This window comes from Bradyrhizobium sp. SZCCHNS1022 (assembly GCF_032484835.1).
GTDB lineage: Bacteria > Pseudomonadota > Alphaproteobacteria > Rhizobiales > Xanthobacteraceae > Bradyrhizobium.
On record NZ_JAUETT010000001.1, the window covers coordinates 1,033,921 to 1,049,658 of the forward strand.

The 15,738-nt window shown below is 62.8% G+C and carries 16 protein-coding genes, 1 tRNA gene and 1 pseudogene; 11 read left to right on the top strand and 7 right to left on the bottom strand.

Annotation, left to right across the window (positions count from 1 at the left end; all coding sequences use genetic code 11):
- Positions 1 to 68: 68 nt before the first annotated feature.
- The 3 genes from QX071_RS04660 to QX071_RS04670 all read left to right on the top strand — a co-directional run bounded on the left by QX071_RS04660 (position 69) and on the right by QX071_RS04670 (position 2,992).
- Entirely contained in the window at positions 69 to 1,292 is a 1,224-nt protein-coding gene (locus QX071_RS04660; RefSeq protein WP_315728042.1) for an ABC transporter substrate-binding protein, read from the top strand.
- 80 nt (positions 1,293 to 1,372) lie between these two features.
- Positions 1,373 to 2,167, top strand: coding sequence for an enoyl-CoA hydratase (locus tag QX071_RS04665; RefSeq protein WP_315702045.1), 795 nt, complete (start codon positions 1,373 to 1,375; stop codon positions 2,165 to 2,167).
- A 63-nt stretch (positions 2,168 to 2,230) separates the two neighbouring features.
- The gene (locus tag QX071_RS04670; protein ID WP_315702044.1) at positions 2,231 to 2,992 is read left to right on the top strand and encodes a hypothetical protein; all 762 of its coding nucleotides are present in this window, start codon (positions 2,231 to 2,233) and stop codon (positions 2,990 to 2,992) included.
- An 86-nt stretch (positions 2,993 to 3,078) separates the two neighbouring features.
- Here the strand turns inward: QX071_RS04670 and QX071_RS04675 are convergent, their stop codons facing one another.
- The 3 genes from QX071_RS04675 to rplU all read right to left on the bottom strand — a co-directional run bounded on the left by QX071_RS04675 (position 3,079) and on the right by rplU (position 4,586).
- Complete coding sequence (locus QX071_RS04675; protein ID WP_315702043.1) at positions 3,079 to 3,675, bottom strand: GNAT family N-acetyltransferase; 597 nt, start codon at positions 3,673 to 3,675, stop codon at positions 3,079 to 3,081.
- Positions 3,676 to 3,809: 134 nt separating this feature from the next.
- Positions 3,810 to 4,079, bottom strand: a complete 270-nt coding sequence (rpmA, locus tag QX071_RS04680; protein ID WP_315702042.1) for a 50S ribosomal protein L27 — start codon at positions 4,077 to 4,079, stop codon at positions 3,810 to 3,812.
- Between the two features lie 123 nt (positions 4,080 to 4,202).
- Entirely contained in the window at positions 4,203 to 4,586 is a 384-nt protein-coding gene (gene rplU, locus QX071_RS04685) for a 50S ribosomal protein L21 (protein WP_315702041.1), read from the bottom strand.
- A 304-nt stretch (positions 4,587 to 4,890) separates the two neighbouring features.
- On the opposite strand from rplU, the pseudogene QX071_RS04690 reads away from it, so the two are divergent.
- The 3 genes and pseudogenes from QX071_RS04690 (at position 4,891) to QX071_RS04700 (ending at position 7,574) form a co-directional block, all read left to right on the top strand.
- Positions 4,891 to 6,025, top strand: a pseudogene (locus QX071_RS04690) (ROK family protein).
- Positions 6,026 to 6,595: 570 nt separating this feature from the next.
- The gene (locus QX071_RS04695) at positions 6,596 to 7,255 is read left to right on the top strand and encodes an outer membrane protein (protein ID WP_315702040.1); all 660 of its coding nucleotides are present in this window, start codon (positions 6,596 to 6,598) and stop codon (positions 7,253 to 7,255) included.
- A gap of 229 nt (positions 7,256 to 7,484) precedes the next feature.
- Positions 7,485 to 7,574, top strand: a tRNA-Ser gene (locus tag QX071_RS04700).
- A gap of 137 nt (positions 7,575 to 7,711) precedes the next feature.
- On the opposite strand, the gene QX071_RS04705 is transcribed toward QX071_RS04700, so the two are convergent.
- Together QX071_RS04705 and QX071_RS04710 are read right to left on the bottom strand one after the other, a co-directional pair.
- Positions 7,712 to 8,191 (bottom strand): SRPBCC family protein, encoded by a 480-nt coding sequence (locus QX071_RS04705; protein ID WP_315702039.1) that lies wholly within the window; start codon positions 8,189 to 8,191, stop codon positions 7,712 to 7,714.
- Positions 8,175 to 8,525: a metalloregulator ArsR/SmtB family transcription factor gene (locus QX071_RS04710; protein WP_315702038.1), complete on the bottom strand. Its 351-nt coding sequence runs from the start codon at positions 8,523 to 8,525 to the stop codon at positions 8,175 to 8,177. The genes QX071_RS04705 and QX071_RS04710 overlap by 17 nt, the downstream gene beginning before the upstream one ends.
- Positions 8,526 to 8,631: 106 nt before the next feature.
- Between QX071_RS04710 and QX071_RS04715 the strand changes: the two genes are divergently transcribed.
- The 3 genes from QX071_RS04715 to QX071_RS04725 all read left to right on the top strand — a co-directional run bounded on the left by QX071_RS04715 (position 8,632) and on the right by QX071_RS04725 (position 11,134).
- Complete coding sequence (locus QX071_RS04715) at positions 8,632 to 9,273, top strand: dihydrofolate reductase family protein (RefSeq protein WP_315702037.1); 642 nt, start codon at positions 8,632 to 8,634, stop codon at positions 9,271 to 9,273.
- 305 nt (positions 9,274 to 9,578) lie between these two features.
- A complete protein-coding gene (locus QX071_RS04720) occupies positions 9,579 to 10,298 on the top strand; it encodes an AraC family transcriptional regulator (RefSeq protein WP_315702036.1) in 720 nt (239 codons plus the stop codon).
- Between the two features lie 71 nt (positions 10,299 to 10,369).
- Positions 10,370 to 11,134 (top strand): sulfite exporter TauE/SafE family protein, encoded by a 765-nt coding sequence (locus QX071_RS04725; RefSeq protein WP_315702035.1) that lies wholly within the window; start codon positions 10,370 to 10,372, stop codon positions 11,132 to 11,134.
- 101 nt (positions 11,135 to 11,235) lie between these two features.
- Here QX071_RS04725 and QX071_RS04730 read toward each other — a convergent pair whose 3' ends face one another.
- Entirely contained in the window at positions 11,236 to 12,213 is a 978-nt protein-coding gene (locus tag QX071_RS04730) for a hypothetical protein (RefSeq protein ID WP_315702034.1), read from the bottom strand.
- Between the two features lie 313 nt (positions 12,214 to 12,526).
- Positions 12,527 to 13,552, bottom strand: coding sequence for a hypothetical protein (locus QX071_RS04735; protein WP_315702033.1), 1,026 nt, complete (start codon positions 13,550 to 13,552; stop codon positions 12,527 to 12,529).
- Between the two features lie 521 nt (positions 13,553 to 14,073).
- On the opposite strand from QX071_RS04735, the gene QX071_RS04740 reads away from it, so the two are divergent.
- Entirely contained in the window at positions 14,074 to 14,580 is a 507-nt protein-coding gene (locus QX071_RS04740) for a YchJ family protein (protein WP_315702032.1), read from the top strand.
- Positions 14,581 to 15,463: 883 nt separating this feature from the next.
- Positions 15,464 to 15,661: a hypothetical protein gene (locus QX071_RS04745; protein WP_315702031.1), complete on the top strand. Its 198-nt coding sequence runs from the start codon at positions 15,464 to 15,466 to the stop codon at positions 15,659 to 15,661.
- Positions 15,662 to 15,738 lie beyond the last annotated feature (77 nt).

Genomic DNA, 15,738 nt, shown 5'->3' on the forward strand with positions numbered 1-15,738 from the left:
CGGCATGATCCGGCCAATCAATGATAAGGGCCGCCGCGATGACGGCGTCCGCCAGGGAGGTGATTTTAATGACGCGGATATTGTCGGGCGCGTTGGCGCCGTTGTTTGCATTGGCGTCCGTTCTCTCGCTCACGTCAGGTGCTGTGCATGCACAGGAGAAGCCGCCGCTGAAGATCGGCGGCGTCCTGGACATGTCCAGCCTTTACGCCGACATCACGGGCGTAGGCAGCGAGACGGCAGCCAAGATGGCGGTGGAGGATTTCGGCGGCGAGGTCCTTGGGCGCAAGATCGAAGTGTTGGCCGCCGACCATCTCAACAAGGCCGATCTTGCCGCCAACATCGCCCGCGACATGATCGACAATCAAGGCGTCGAGATGATCTACGACGTAGCAGCATCCGCCACCGCGCTCGCAGCGGGCGAGATCGCAAAAGCGCGCAACAAGATCATCATCTTCAACGGCCCGGGTTCGGTGCGGCTCACCAACGAGGCCTGCGGTCCTTATACCGTGCACTACGTGTTCGACACGTTTGCGCAGGCCAACGTCACCGGGCTTGCAGCGGTGAAATCCGGGCTCGACACCTGGTTCTTTCTCACCGCCGACTATGCCTTCGGCCAGGATCTGGAAAAAGACACCACCAATGTGATCGTGAAGTCCGGCGGCAAGGTGCTTGGCAGCGTGCGCCATCCGCTCAATACGTCCGATTTCTCATCCTTCCTGCTGCAGGCGCAGGCATCGAAAGCGAAGGTCATCGGCCTTGCCAATGCCGGCGGCGACACCATCAACGCGATCAAGCAGGCCGCCGAATTCGGCCTGACCAAGAGCGGCCAGAAGCTGTCTCCGCTCCTCGCTTTCGTCTCCGACATCGACAGCGTCGGGCTCGAGACCGCGCAGGGGCTTCTCCTCGCCGAGGCCTGGTACTGGGACCTCAACGACGAGACCCGTGCCTTCACCAAGCGCTTCATGGCGCGCACCAAGCGCGTGCCGACTTCGGCGCAGGCCGGCGTCTATTCGTCGGTGCTGCATTATCTCAATGCGGTAAAGGCGGCCGGCACGACCGATCCGGCCGCCGTGATGAAGGTGATGAAGGCAACCCCGATCAACGACATGTTCGCCAAAGGCGGCCACATCCGCGAGGACGGCCGCATGGTGCACGACATGTATCTGTTCGAGGTGAAGAAGCCATCCGAATCCAAAGGCCGCTCCGATGACTACAAGCTGCTGGCGACGGTGCCAGGCGACCAGGCATTCCAGCCGCTGGAAGCCTCGCGCTGCGCGCTGGTGAAGAAATAGTCCGCCGTTGCGAGCGAGGCGGCTTCGCTGCTCGCAATGACGAACTGTGATCCCTGCAATGACAACGGAAAGTAAATCCGATGACCGCCAACGACACCGTCCTGCAGCACCTCGAGTCCGGCTTGCTCACGATTACGATGAACCGTCCCGAGCGGCGCAATGCGCTGAACGCCGAGATGACCACCGGTCTCGTTGCCGCCGCCCGCCGCGCCATGGAGGACCATGATGTGCGGGCGGTCCTGATCAAGGGCGCCGGCGGCACCTTCTGTGTCGGCGGCGACGTCAAGGCGATGGCCGAGGGCAAGGCGCCTCCGCCGTTCGAGAGCAAGGTTGCCATCCTGCGCGACCGCATGGAAGTCTCGCGCCTGCTGCACCAAATGCCCAAGCCTGTCGTGGCGCAGATCGATGGCGCTGCCGCGGGCGCGGGGCTCTCGATTGCGCTGGCCTGCGATCTCCGCGTCGCCGGCGCCTCCGCCAAGATCACCACCGCCTTCGCCAAGGTCGGATTGTCAGGCGATTTCGGCGGCACCTATTTTCTCACCCAGCTGCTCGGCAGCGCCAAAGCGCGTGAGCTCTATTTGACCTCGCCGCTCTTGAGCGCCCAGGAGGCTTACGCGCTCGGCATGGTGACGAAGGTCGTGCCGGACGCGGAGGTCGAGGCGGCCGCGCGCGAACTTGCGATGTCGTTGGCGCACGGGCCGACGGTGACGCTCGGCTATATCAAGCGCAACATCAACAACGCGGAGACATTGTCGCTCGAACACTGCTTCGATGCGGAGGCGATGCATCACTCTCGTTGCAGCGAGACCGCCGACCACATGGAGGCTGCGAAAGCCTTTGTCGAGAAGCGGCCGCCGGTGTTCCAGGGCAAATAGGTGCAACGTCGTCGTTGCGAAGCGCGAAGCGACGAAGCAATCCAGACCTCTTAGGTGTGTATCATGAGCTACCTGCATCTGCGCCAGGTCTGCCTGGTCGCACCGCGGCTCGAGCCCGTTGTGTCCGACATTGCGGAGATCATGGGACTCGAGGTCTGTTACCGCGATCCGCATGTCGGCAAATACGGCCTGGAGAATGCACTGCTGCCGGTCGATACGATCCTGCTGGAGATCGTCGCGCCGATCCGCGCCGGCACAGCCGCGGGACGCTTCCTGGAGAAGACCGGCGGGCAGGGCGGCTATATGGCGATCTTCGCCTGCGATGATCCGGACGCGCGTGCTGGCAACGCCAATGCGCTCGGCGTGCGGACGGCGAACGTGATCGATCATCCGCCCTATCACGGCGTGCAGCTGCATCCGCGCGACTGCCGCGCCGCCTTCATCGAGTTCAATCACACCACAGGCAGTGACGATATCCTTGGGTGTTATCCGCCGGCCGGACCCGACTGGCAGCGCGCGATCCGCAAGAACGTGACGATGGCGCTGACCGCGGTCGAGCTGCAGAGCCCCGATCCGTCGGGCCTCGCTGCGCATTGGGGCCGCATCCTCGAGATCGCGCCAACCGTCGAGGCCGGCGAGACGCCGCAGATCGATCTGCCAAACGCCCGCTTTCGCTTCGTGGAGGGTGACCGCGAGATCGTGAGTGGGCTGACGTTTCGCGCGGCCGATGCGAGGGGAATCTGTGCCGCTGCGCAGGCGCGCGGGCATTCGGTCGTGAACGGTGGTTTCTCGCTGGGTGGGGTGACGTTCAGGCTGCAGGCGTGACGTGGCCCTGTGGCCGGACCATAGGGCCGCATCGGTTGGCCTCTGCCCTCCAGGGAGCCTCTCTGGAGGGGGATGAGGCGAGGCGCCTAAATCGCCCGGCGCGCGGCGCTGGCCCAGTTCTTCAGCGAGGCCCAGACGTTGCGGGAGAGGCGGAACGCATCTACCGGCGCCGAGGAGGCCAGCACTTCGAAACGGTGCAGCTCGACCCCGGTCCACTGGAAGCCGCACTTCTCGAGGATGTTGCGCGAGGCGGGATTGGAGACGCGCGCATAGGCGAGCAGCGCGTCGTGCCCGTGCGCATCGAAGAAGTAGTCGATGATTGCGCGCGCGGCTTCGGTGCCGTAGCCGCGGCCCCAATAGGCGATGCCGAGCCAGTAACCGAGGGCAGGCAGGTCCGGCGCGCGCCAGTTCACGCCGACGATGCCGATCGGCTGGCGATCGGTCTCGATCAGGAAGGCCGTTTCCTTGCCGCCATCGGCGAGCCCGCGCACGAAGCTGACGGCGTCATCGGGCGTATAAGGATGCGGCAGGCGACGGGTGTTCTCGGCGATGCGGCGGTCATCGGCGAGACGGGCGATGGCTTTCACGTCCGCGAGCGTCGGCTGACGCAAGATCAGCCGCTCGGTCTCGAGGACGCAAGGTCTCGCCTCGCGAAAGGTCGATGTCGGGATCTCCTGCAGCATGTCGGGCTCCATCAACACGGCGACGGCAATATGACGCACGCAACGAAAAGGGGAGGCCGGTGTCCCGCCTCCCCTGGAGCCTTTTTGCGCTCCGCCGGTTCATCAGGACCCGGCGGACGTAATTTGATCCACCGTTATTCGGCCGCCTCTGCAGCCACCGGACGCACCGAAATGAAGGTGCGGTTGGACCGGTCATGAAATTCTACGACGCCCTCGACCTTGGCGAACAGCGTATGGTCGGTGCCCATGCCAACATTAAGGCCAGGGTGCCAGGTCGTGCCGCGCTGACGCGCAATGATGTTACCGGGAATCACGCGCTCGCCACCGAACGTCTTGATGCCAAGGCGTTTGCCTTTGGAATCACGGCCGTTGCGCGATGAACCGCCTGCTTTTTTATGAGCCATGGCTCGTCTCCGATCTCGCTTCTCTCTAGCTCAATTTGGCTGGAGAATCATTCACATTTGCGATGTGCGGACGTGAGGTCCGCGCGAATTGTCTGTCGATGTGGCGCGCTTGCGCCGCAATCCTTACTCGGCCGCGTCTGCCGCCGGTGCCGCAGCCTTGGCCTTCTTCGGCCGCGGGCCGATGGTCGGCTTGGCGTTGTCGGTCAAGATCTCGGTCACGCGCAGCACCGTCAGCTCGTCGCGGTAGCCGCGCTTGCGGCGCGAATTCTTGCGGCGACGCTTCTTGAACGCGACCACCTTGGGGCCGCGCTTGTGCTGCAGCACCTCGGCCGCGACCGTGGCGCCGGCCACGGTGGGGACGCCCAGCACCGGCGTGTCGCCGCCGACCACCAGCACTTCGGGAAGCTGCACGATCGTGCCGACTTCGCCTTCGATCTTGCCAATCTCGAGCACATCATCCGGAGCGACACGGTATTGCCGGCCGCCGGTCTTGATGACTGCGAACATCGTTCTATTCCTTCGTGTTCGATCCCGGCCTCGAGTCGAAACTGCGGGCCGGCTTCTTGTTCAGTCGTTATGGTTCGGTTTGGTCGTACCTCGACCGGTACGATCCTGCGCAGTTTCCAAGGGCAGAAAGCCCGCCAAATCCGCGCAAAAACAAGCGGCGCGGGAGGGCCCACGCCGGATGAAGCGGCATTTATAGCCGCAAGGGTCGGTGAGTCAAGGTAAATGGCCGCCGGCCGCCTTCAACGAAACCAAACGGTTCCCTCCGCCGTTGTGTCCACCCAACACGCGAAAAGGGCAGGGACCAATGGCTGAGGACGTCATGACCTCCACCGGCATCGGCCCGGCACGGCGCCACGCGACTGCCGTCGGTGGACATCGACAGCTTCAATATCGAGATCAAGGACGAGGACGGCTTTGTCGGCGACCGCGCCTCCAAGGGCGCCTTCCGCAAGATCTTCGAGCGCTGGCGCAAGCCGTTGCGTAAATCCGGCAAGGACCCGTTCGGCAAGGAGTCGTCCGACGAGATCAGCAAGAAGGTGCTCGACGAGATCCTGATCGGCGAGGACACCGAGGCGTCTGCGGTGGTGCATTCGGCGATCGAGGACTTCGCCCAGGAGCTCGCTTACGTCACCCGGCGTTTCCTGCGCACCAAGGCCTGGGCCGACACCGGATGCATCGTGGTCGGCGGCGGCTTTCGCGCCTCCCGGCTCGGCGAGCTTGCGATTGCACGCGCCGAAATCATCCTCAGGGACGAAGGTTTCGAGGTTGACCTGGTGCCGATCCGCTACGACCCGGATGATGCCGGGCTGATCGGCGCGCTGCATCTGGCGCCTTCCTGGATCTTCGAAGCCCATGACAGCATCCTGGCGGTCGATATCGGCGGCACCAATATCCGCTGCGGCGTGGTCGAGACTGGCGCCAAGAAGGCACCGGACCTCTCGAAAGCCTCGGTGTGGAAGTCCGACCTGTGGCGCCACGCCGACTACGAGCCGACCCGCGAAGGTGCAGTGAAGCGGCTGGCCAAGATGCTGAAGGGGTTGATCGAGAAGGCCGAGGCTGAGGGCTTCAAGCTCGCGCCCTTCATCGGCATCGCCTGTCCCGGCGTGATCGATGCGGACGGATCGATCGAGAAGGGCGCCCAGAACCTGCCGGGCAATTGGGAGAGCAGCAAGTTCAATCTGCCGAGCAGCCTGATCGAGGCGATTCCTATGATCGGCGGCCACGACACCGCGCTGCTGATGCACAATGACGGAGTGGTGCAGGGCCTGTCGGAGGTGCCGTTCATGCAGGGAATGGAGCACTGGGGCGTGCTCACCATCGGCACCGGGCTAGGCAACGCCCGCTTCACCAACCGTCACAAGGAGAACGGCAAGAAGGATAAGGACAAAGCGGACGACAAATCCGACGACAAGAAAGCCAAGAAGAAGAGCAAGGATTAGCTGCTCGGTATCGATATGCGCCCGTCCCCCTCTCATATTGTTGCGATGCAGCATAGAAGCGCGTGAAGGGTTGCTGCCGACAATCGTGGATTGCGCCAGGGCCTCAGTCGGCGCTTGTTGAAAAATATCTTGCAATCAATAGGATAGGGATAGTGCGCGGCCGCCGCCGGTAACCTTTACCGGTTAGGTTAAAGATCGCTTTTTAGACGTTAAGGATGAGTTTGCATTGCAGCGATCCGGCCTATGCCGCAAGGCTGCCTTGTCGCTCAGGCCAGCCGGATTGACCCCCGTCTCTTTCGGTTGGTTTCCCCAAGATGAAGCGACACGGGACCGCCATTGTGTGTCAGCGTATGGCGGTCCCACATTTTTTTCCGCATCTCTCCTCCCAAGTCCCTTCTCCCAGCTCCCTTCGCTTTCGCGCCGCTTCGCTGTTCGGTTGCGATCCTTCGCAGAAACTGCCGGTGTGACGGATCGGCCTATTTACAAACCGTCTAGACGGTTTTTATATGACGCAACCCAATTCGGGGTGGGACGTGCGCGGCGTCAAGCCGCCAACTGGAGACTGAGGACATGAAGATCAAAGCCGCCGGATATGGGCTGACGGCGCTGCTTGCGACGCTGCCCTGCGCAGGCGCAAATGCCGCCGATCTGCCGGCCAACACGTACAAGGCGCCGGCCTACATGCAGCCCGCGCCGGCCCCGTTTTCCTGGACGGGATTCTACGTCGGCGCCAATGTCGGCGGCGGCTTCACTGGCGCCAACGCGTACAGCAATTTCGGCGGAGGGGCCGGCGGTAAGCTCTCCGGCGCGATCGGCGGGCTGCAGGCCGGCTACAATTACCAGCTGTCGCCGATGTTCGTGGTCGGTATCGAGAACGACCTTGCGTTCGGCAATCTGTCTCACAAGGCCGATCTGGTGAGCCCGGAGATCAGTGTGCCCTGGCTGACCACCGGCCGCGCCCGCGCCGGCATCGCGGTGCTCGATTCGCGGCTGCTACTTTACAGCACCGCCGGCCTTGCCGCCGGCGAATTGAAGGACGGCCCTGTCCATAAGATGAAGATGGGCTGGGTCGCCGGCGGCGGCGCCGAATGGGCGTTCGCGCCGAAATGGTCGGCCAAGCTCGAATATCTCTACATCGACCTCAAGCACGACAATCTGCCGGACTGGAACGCGGCCAAGATCCACACCGTCAGCGTCGGCGTGAACTACCATTTCGATCTCTTCCGCTGAGATAACGCGCTCCGGGGCCGCCACGTCCAACGTTTGGCCCCGTGCGGCGGCTCGCTTGTCCGGTCGAACCCGCCGCACGCGCGGTCCGCCTGCCCCGGCGGACCGCGTCGGCGGCTTGTCCGCATCTGCCAGCGTGCGGGCAAATTTTCGCCCTCGCTGCCTTGTCACCCCCGCCATCGTGCCCTAGAACACGGCCCAACCACGGGGGCCATGCCCCTGATTTGCGCCCGGAGAGGTGGCAGAGTGGTTGAATGCACCGCACTCGAAATGCGGCATAGGTGCAAGCCTATCGGGGGTTCGAATCCCTCCCTCTCCGCCATTTGCCGCCGATTGTACGCTACAGCCCGAAATATCTTGAAGATCAGCGACGGCATTCCGGTCGTTGGGATTGGGCCGTAAAGCCCCAGTCGATCATGGCGCTAGGGCAGCGACCGGAACCCCCAAGATGCGCAGCGTTCAACGATCTAGCCAAGCGGTCAGACCATCAAGCGTTTGCAGGCCATACTCCACCGCGCCGAAACCGACGACCACCTGACGCCGTTCGCGGCTTGGGTGAAGCTGGCGCAAGGTCAATACGGTCTTGCCGTCGGTCTGCTCATCGAAGGTAACCGTCATGTAGAAGCGCTCAGGGTCGTTGAGGTCCGGGGTACCATAGTCCACCACGATCAGTTCGTTGGGCACGATCTTCAAGAAGCGCATGAGGTTGGGAAAGCGCTGCTCTTGGCCCTCGAATACGCCCACCATGTCGAAGCGCCATTGCCCTCCCTCGCGGATATCGGCCTCGTGGTTCTCGATGCTGAGGCCAGCCGGGCCGTACCATTGCGCCAGCGCTTCCAGATCCATCCAAGCGGCGAAAACCTTATGTCGCGGGTGCTTCAGCACCTTGACGACCACGATCTCACGGTCGAGCGACCAGGTCTCAAATAGTTTTTCCATCGTCGTTCTCTTCCGTCCCGTCCAAATAGGCTTCCAACCGGTCGAGCCGCGCGGCCCAGCGTCGACGCTCCGCTTCCATCCAATTGGCCGCCTCCTCGAAGCGCGCTCGTTCCAGTCGGCACCAGCGACTGCGTCCGCGCTTCTCGCTGGCGATCAATCCGCAATCTTCCAGCACCTTGAGATGCTGAGCGAAGGAGGGCAGCGCCATATCGAAGGGCTCCGCGAGGGCGCTGACCGGCAACTCTCCCTCGGCCAGACGCGACACCACCGCCCGGCGTGTCGGGTCACTGAGAGCATGGAAGGCAAGGTCGAGGGGGGCCGAATGATAAGGCATGCGCGACGGTAAGGCGGATCGTCCATATGCGTCAACAATAATAAGGCACTTGCCTTTGTATCTCATTGCATTAATAAGGTATGTACCTTACTATTAGGAGAGGCCAATGGCAGTACGTGTCGACCTTCTTATCTCGCTCGACGGTTTCGCAACGACGACGGACCAGACACCCGAAAACCCGTTCGGCCCCGATTGGACGCGCCTTGTTGCAGCATATGTGGCCACAAGGACGTTTCGAGAGCGCGTGCTCAAAGACACCAGCGGCAAAGGCACCACCGGCCTCGACGATGAGTATGCGAAAGATTATTTCACCAACATTGGCGCCGAGATCATGGGGGCCGGCAAGTTCGGCCTGCACAACTTTCCCGATGATCCGGACTGGAAGGGCTGGTGGGGCGACGAGCCGCCATTTCACTGCCCGGTCTTCGTCCTGACGCACACGCCGCGGCCTTCCATCGAGATGGCCGGAGGCACCACGTTCCACTTCCTCGCGGCCGATCCGGTTGATGCGCTGCAGCGCGCCGAGAGAGCCGCAAACGGCAAGGATGTTCGGATAGGCGGCGGACCCACCATGGTCCGCGCCTATCTCAAGGCTGGACTTGTGGACCGCATCCATGTCGCCATTGCTCCAATTCTGCTGGGGCGGGGCATACGCCTCTGGGACGAGTTGCGCGGATTGGAGGCCGGCTACACCACCAAGACCGAAACGGCCGAGAGCGGGACCGTCCACCTCACGTTCCAGCGCTAGCCATCGGCCATCGACTTACGGCGGTCATCGGCTATCCAAACTTGGCCCTTGGCTGCCTTCTTCTTTCTACCCTCGAACGAGCTCCAACTCTTCCTGGTTTCATAACCGTACGCAGACCGACCGTTTCCCACCGATATTCATCGGTCACCCGTGGTTCAATTTAAGAGGGCTATGGCGTAAACGTAGTTCTCCGTTTCGTCGTTCTCGGTCCGCCATACAACGCAATCCGATGGTATCCGGCCGTTGTTGTTAGTCCGCTGTGGCCCCCCACCGCTCGGAAGCGATCATTGACTCCGTATTCTTCGATGCTCCGCTCTGCCTCTGAATCCCGCTGGAGCTATTGCCAGGCGAACATCGCCGGTATCGTCGAGCTTGGCTCATGGCGCGGCCGCGGCTCTCCCGGTCTCAGGCCCCATTTTCATGACGAGACCCAGATCGTGATGGTTCTGTCGGGATCCCGGGTGTTTCTTATCGACGGCACGACGGTGACGGTGGCGGCGGGACAGGCCGCCTGCATTCCGGCGGGGATGCTGCACGTCCCGCTCGCGACCACGGAAGACGAAACGATTTGCCTTAACGCCTACATTCCAGCGGGCGGTTCCGCGCAATCTTTGGAGGTCTTCGACATCCAGTATGGCCGGTCGAGCGCAGGCCGGACCTCCGGAGACGAATTCCTGCGGGTCCGGGATAAAATCGCATCCCACGTGGCCCTTCGTCCAACCGTGAAAGCTGACCAAGAGAAGCTCCGCGCGACTTTGACGAACAGCTTCGGGCGGATCGGAGAAATCGCCGCAAGTCTCGGCCAAAGCCGTGAAGGATTCAGCCGGCTGGTGACGCGCGAACTTGGCATCGCCCCCCATGCTTTCAGAGTCCTCACGCGGTTGAACATGGCGCGACGCTTGTTGCGAGAAGGCCAGCCGATAGCTGCCGCGGCAGCCGACACCGGCTTCGCTGATCAAAGCCATCTGACACGATTGTTTCGTCGAACATTCGGAACCACACCGGGTCTCTACTGGCACGGCTGAATCCGGTCACAAACGTTCCAGACTCGCCGACTCGCGAACGGATACCCCTCTCGTGATCGGAGAGAGCGAGCATGCACTTCACTACGGGCGCGGCTTTAATGGTGGCCGGCGTGGCCGGCGGCCTCATCAATGCGCTGGCCGGCGGCGCGACGCTCATTACATTTCCGGCGATGTTGGCGGCAGGATTGCCAGCCATTGCCGCTAATGCGTCCAACGCGGTTGCAATTTCACCTGGTCATTTGATCGCGGCTCTCGCCGATCGCGCGAAGCTGCCGGTCTTGACGAGTCGCGCGGTGTCGTTTGTCGCTGTCGCCGTCCTGGGAGGAGCGACCGGGGCGATCGTCTTGTCGCTCCTGCCCGAGCGCCTCTTCACCTTGCCGGTCCCAGCCCTGATCGCGTTGTCAACGCTGCTCTTTGCCTTCGCGCCGCAAATCCAGGCGTCGACCGTCCGTCACTACAGCACCGGCAGTTCGGTGCCGGGTGGTCTCAGCGCGGCGTTCATCGGGACAGCTTGCATCTACGGGGGATTCTTCGGCGCCGGTCTGGGCGTCATCCTGACGGCCGTCTTGTCGATCACCGAACCGAACGACATCCGTGCGATAAAGGCCCTGAAGAATCTGCTCGCAACCTGTGTGGCATTCGCCGCGACCGTCATCTTCATCGTCCAGGGAGCCGTGCGGTGGCCGGAGACAACTGTTATGCTTTTTGGAGCGATGATTGGCGGATATGGCGGCGGTTACCTGATTCGCGTTCTTCCGGCGAACTACGTGAGACGATTCGTAATCGTCGCGGGGGCGGCAATGACCGTGATTTATGCAAGACGATACTGGCTGTAGCCGTGCATTAGGTAGCAATGGCGCAGATATCGTTCTCATCCTCATCTCGCACGACCCGCCATAAAAGCGAGAAGTGTAACCCATGTGTTCGGTACGCAATTTCACCTATCTCTCGGGTCGCTCAACGACGCGGTCGCCGGCAGCTTTGAGAGCGTGTCCGGCCCGCGCTCGCGAGGGCGTGGTGGAATTCGCCGGCCGCCAATGGTGATCGCGATTCCGAGTTTCCAGACCGATTTTGCGAGTAACTTAAGCGCCAGATAGGCGCCGCTAAAGATGGGCCAATAGGTCGCCTGCTTCAATCCATCTCCGACATACGCCAGATCGCGGGGGCCGGACCAGCCGGGATCGGGTGGAATCGTGCACAGAGTTGCTTCCGTGAGGGTGTTGAGATCCAGGCTGCAGATATCGTACCCACGCAGGAAGTATAAAGTCTGCGGACTGCGGTAACAGAGGCCAGAAATGGGGCCGTTGCCAAGATAGATCCGCTGCACGTTGCCCGTCACCGTGTTCGGGAGCGCTCCATCGACCCTGTAGATGCCCGCTTTTACAACTATTCCATTTTTGCCACCCAAGTCACCGGTCGACAAATAGAGTGTGTCGCCGTCGCCGAATGTGAAGTCGCCGCTCATATAGGCGGGTATCTCCTGACTGGGCTTGCATGGGTTGGGAATGGTCAGTTGCGAAGGATAGATCGTGACGTAAGGAACCGCAGAACCATTTTCGAGGAAAGAGATTTGAAAGATCTGCTCTCCTATCTGTTGAGCGCCCTGGCTCGTATCATAGGAGCTGAAGTAGACGCGCTCCTGCCCGAAGCCGATCATTCGCACCCTGACTTTGGAAAGATACACCTGGTAGGCCAGCGGTTCGACGTAGATGAGTACGTCGGTTTTCGGGCCCTGGGTCTTGTGGATCTCAGCATCGCTTGGGCCGCAGACCAGCTCGAATTCTTTGTCGGCAGTGAATGCCAGGCTCTGCACGTTTCCGCTGCCGGTATGAACTGGATATGGCGGCAGAGTTGGATTATCTGCGTCGATCTGCCATACGACATCGCTCCAATCGCAAACCGCAAATTTTGCCAAGTCCGAACCCTCCTGATCCTTTTGAGAAATAAAGTTCGGAACTGCCGAAGAGTCGTTGACCTGGATCAGGCAACGTCGTTGACCAATCCGTCCTGCGCGTAGCGGCGCCCAGGCAGGCGACGACTATCCCCCGTGGCCGCCGACTTCCGGTCGATTTCCGCCGCGCACCAACCATCGCGGCAAATGCAGAATCCGGCATGAAGTCTCCATGCCGGCACTTAGAGGATTATGGCGTAGACACACTGCTCATCCTCATCGTTCGTGGTCCGCCATGCTTGGCCGCGTCATGGCCGTTCGGACAGGCTGACGCGCCTCACGCCCGCCGCCCGACCATCAGCAGGATGCCGCCGAACTGCGGCAGCAGCGCCAGCAGCACCAGGCGCAGCATGGCGAAATCATCCGCCGCCGGCTTCACCAGGCCATGGGAGACCCAGGCGACCAGCTTGATCGCGGCCTCGGTCTGCGGATCGGCGGTCTGCGTCACCGACTGCAGCGCGGCGTCCAGCGTGCGCCGGCGCTCGGCCACCTCGGCTTCGCGCTCCCTGCAGAACTTGCCGACGCCGCTCTTGCATTCGCGGTCGCGCGCGATGGTGGCGTCGGCGAGCTGCGCCTGCGCGGCCTCGATCGCCGGCGTCGTCCGCGAGGAGCGTGCGAACGCGACCTCGCTGATATTGGTGGAGGCGAAGCCGATTCCTGCGGTGACTGCGAACACGAAGGTCATCGACCACACCGTCCAACCCGCGAGCGCGGTGGCGCGGTGGCGCTCGTGCCAGAGTCTGGCGGCGCAGGTCGGCATCACCAGCGCGACCAGGTCGGCGGCGACGCCGATCGCCAGAAACATCCAGCCCGCGACATGGCTCGAGCCGAGCGACTGCGCGAACCAGCCGTTCATGGCCATGCCGACGAGAGCGAGCGCGAACGCGGCCGCCTGCAGCAGATAGGGCGCAAGGTTGCGCCGCGCGGCTGCGCTGGCCGGTGCTGCGGCTGGCGTCGTCGCAGGCGAAGCCGAGGCGGCGATTTGCCCGGCCCCGGCCCACGCGCTCGCGGTTTCTTCGATCCGCGCGCGGTCGGCGATCGACGGCCGCTTCGCCTCAGCCTCGACCAGCTCCAGGAAATCCGGCGCGATCAGCGAGTCCGCGGCGTAGAGATCGTCGTCCGCATCACTGGTGGCCTTCAGCCTGGCCTGGGCCTTGTTCGCTTCGGTCTTGCTGGTCTGGGGCTTGTTGGTTGAAGTCTTGGCTCGCTTGCGCGGCTTGGTCGCGGGCGAGCGTTTGGCGCGGGTCGCCGGCTTCTTGGGCTGGTGCCAGGGAATGATTGACGCAACTGACTCGTCGGCCATCGGAGCCGCTCCATTCGGTCGCGATGCGGCGGCGCGCGGGCGTGCAGGTAAGCACGCTGTCGCGCCGGCATCAGGTTGATGTGAGACCGGGAGCTAGGCCTTGGGCCCGTCCAGGGCGGGCCTCTTGATCGATTTACGGCTTGGCCGGCATCGCGCGAAAAAATTGGCGTAGCGATCGCGCGCCATGGCCGCTGATGATGCGGGCGGGCTCGCGGAATGCGAACGCGACGTAATGAGGTCGGCGTCCGAAAAAGGTTCTGCTCCGCGCGGGGCCGGGCCGGTCAGCCGAACGCCCAACACCCACTCTTAACGAATGGTTAACACGGATTCGCCGGTGGCGAAACGGCGCGGCGTGGTTGTCGGCGCGGTCAGCGACACTAGGCGGCAAAGGTGCGGCTTTGGGGACACAGGGTTGATCGCTGCGCTGGCGCGCGACCCTTTTCCCCCAGGTATTCAAGAATATCAGAATCGATTCGCTCGGGTGGCGTTCTGGAGCGCTACCCGCATGATAATATTCCTGGATGCCATGCCCTTGCGGTTCAGATCTGGATTTTGAGCGGTGTTGCGGTCCGTTCTTGAGCGGGGATGAGAACCCCCCGACGGCCGAAGCGTTGATGCGCTCGCGCTACACTGCCTACGCGAGAGGCAACATCGACTACATCGCGCAAACGCTCGCGCCGGAGAAACGCGGAACATTGGACGCCGAAGCCGCCACGGCGTGGGCTACGCAGGCCAAATGGCTCGGCCTGAAAATCCTGTTTGTTGAAGGCGGCCAGCAGGCAGATGCGACGGGCGTAGTGTCCTTCATTGCGACTTACCAACAGGGCGGTCAAACCATTGCGCATCACGAAGTCTCGCAGTTTGGTCGGCGAGACGGCGACACGTGGCGATTCGTCGAGGGCAATGCGAGCGCGCGCGTCATTGACGGGCGGCGGGAAGGCACGATGCGGAGCGCGGCAAAAGTCGGCCGCAACGGTCCCTGCCCGTGCGGGAGCGGCAAGAAATACAAAAAATGCTGCGGAGCTTAGGTCGGCGCATTCGGGTGCGCGCGCGTCTGCAGCATCTCCTGAGGGCACCGGACGCGATATCGAGACTCGTTCACGAGTCGCGGTCCATCGTTCGTGCGTGAGGCCGAGTGCCTGTCAGGCAGATCGCGTTCATGTTGAAACGAATGACCGCTGCGGAACGACCACAACCACGCCGGCTCTCTTCAGTTCTGAGTCAAAATTTCTATTTCGCTTTTTCGGAAATCGTGTTATCTCTTCGCTATCCCGCCTCGATGCGAGGGGCGTATCGCGATCGTCACGAACGCGAGGCGGGGAGCGGTGGCCGCGACGGTGTTGCCCGACGAGCAGCATCGGTCGGTGCGCGCGTGAGGCTTTCGGCGGGGCAGGTACCAAGCCCGTCGTCTCCGGCCTTGTGCGAGGCACCTTCGCGGACGGCCAAGCCGTGTGGTCCTGGCGCCCCGGTGCTGGCGCCAAGTTCGTGATGCTTTGACGAGCACGCGAGCGACAGGGGCAAGACAGCCGGTCCCTGGGGAGAGCACGGAGCAACCGGTTAAACCATCGCGCAGGGAAGGCCGGGATGTCTCAGCCGAACCTGTGGTGACTGCCGCCTGCTTTCTTTTCTGCAGGCGGGCCATGGGGGCGGCGAGCTCCCGGCCTTCCCTGCGCCCTCGCATTCTCGAGAGGGCGGACGAAGCCAAGCCTCGGGTGCCTGCGCGGCCCGCGAGAACGCCTGCGGCTACCCGTTGTTTGACATCGCTGTCGCGTGTTTACCCCACGCAAGCTTGCGTGAGGTCGCGGTCACGACAGTTCAACTCATCGTCAGGGCAGGTACGGGCCGAAACCCGGCCGGCGTCCAAAATCTTAACCTTTTCGAGCTTTGATGGGGGGTACAAAGGACCCTGATATGGCAGTCGGAACTCAACATTTCCTCGCCCGGTCGGCAAAAGCCGTCGCGTTCGACAGGACGGCCCCGCTGAAGGGGAACGCTGCGCGGATGAGCCCCGCGCTGCACTATTCCTCGCCGCGGCCCTGGCTGCTGGCCGCCTCGATCAGCAGCGCCATGTGGGCCGGCATCGTCTGGGCGGTCTGGCGCATCCTCTGATCGTCCAGTTTTCAGCGACTTAAGATAGGCTCCGGCTTCACGCTGCCAGCGAGCCTTGCGCTCGCCGCGTGTGCGGC

Coding starts and splice junctions, on each gene's coding strand:
- QX071_RS04660 (WP_315728042.1), top strand. CDS start 69: ATGACGCGGATATTGTCGGGCGCGTTGGCGCCGTTGTTTGCATTGGCG.
- QX071_RS04665 (WP_315702045.1), top strand. CDS start 1,373: ATGACCGCCAACGACACCGTCCTGCAGCACCTCGAGTCCGGCTTGCTC.
- QX071_RS04670 (WP_315702044.1), top strand. CDS start 2,231: ATGAGCTACCTGCATCTGCGCCAGGTCTGCCTGGTCGCACCGCGGCTC.
- QX071_RS04675 (WP_315702043.1), bottom strand. CDS start 3,675: ATGCTGCAGGAGATCCCGACATCGACCTTTCGCGAGGCGAGACCTTGC.
- rpmA (WP_315702042.1), bottom strand. CDS start 4,079: ATGGCTCATAAAAAAGCAGGCGGTTCATCGCGCAACGGCCGTGATTCC.
- rplU (WP_315702041.1), bottom strand. CDS start 4,586: ATGTTCGCAGTCATCAAGACCGGCGGCCGGCAATACCGTGTCGCTCCG.
- QX071_RS04695 (WP_315702040.1), top strand. CDS start 6,596: ATGAAGATCAAAGCCGCCGGATATGGGCTGACGGCGCTGCTTGCGACG.
- QX071_RS04705 (WP_315702039.1), bottom strand. CDS start 8,191: ATGGAAAAACTATTTGAGACCTGGTCGCTCGACCGTGAGATCGTGGTC.
- QX071_RS04710 (WP_315702038.1), bottom strand. CDS start 8,525: ATGCCTTATCATTCGGCCCCCCTCGACCTTGCCTTCCATGCTCTCAGT.
- QX071_RS04715 (WP_315702037.1), top strand. CDS start 8,632: ATGGCAGTACGTGTCGACCTTCTTATCTCGCTCGACGGTTTCGCAACG.
- QX071_RS04720 (WP_315702036.1), top strand. CDS start 9,579: ATGCTCCGCTCTGCCTCTGAATCCCGCTGGAGCTATTGCCAGGCGAAC.
- QX071_RS04725 (WP_315702035.1), top strand. CDS start 10,370: ATGCACTTCACTACGGGCGCGGCTTTAATGGTGGCCGGCGTGGCCGGC.
- QX071_RS04735 (WP_315702033.1), bottom strand. CDS start 13,552: ATGGCCGACGAGTCAGTTGCGTCAATCATTCCCTGGCACCAGCCCAAG.
- QX071_RS04740 (WP_315702032.1), top strand. CDS start 14,074: ATGCCATGCCCTTGCGGTTCAGATCTGGATTTTGAGCGGTGTTGCGGT.
- QX071_RS04745 (WP_315702031.1), top strand. CDS start 15,464: ATGGCAGTCGGAACTCAACATTTCCTCGCCCGGTCGGCAAAAGCCGTC.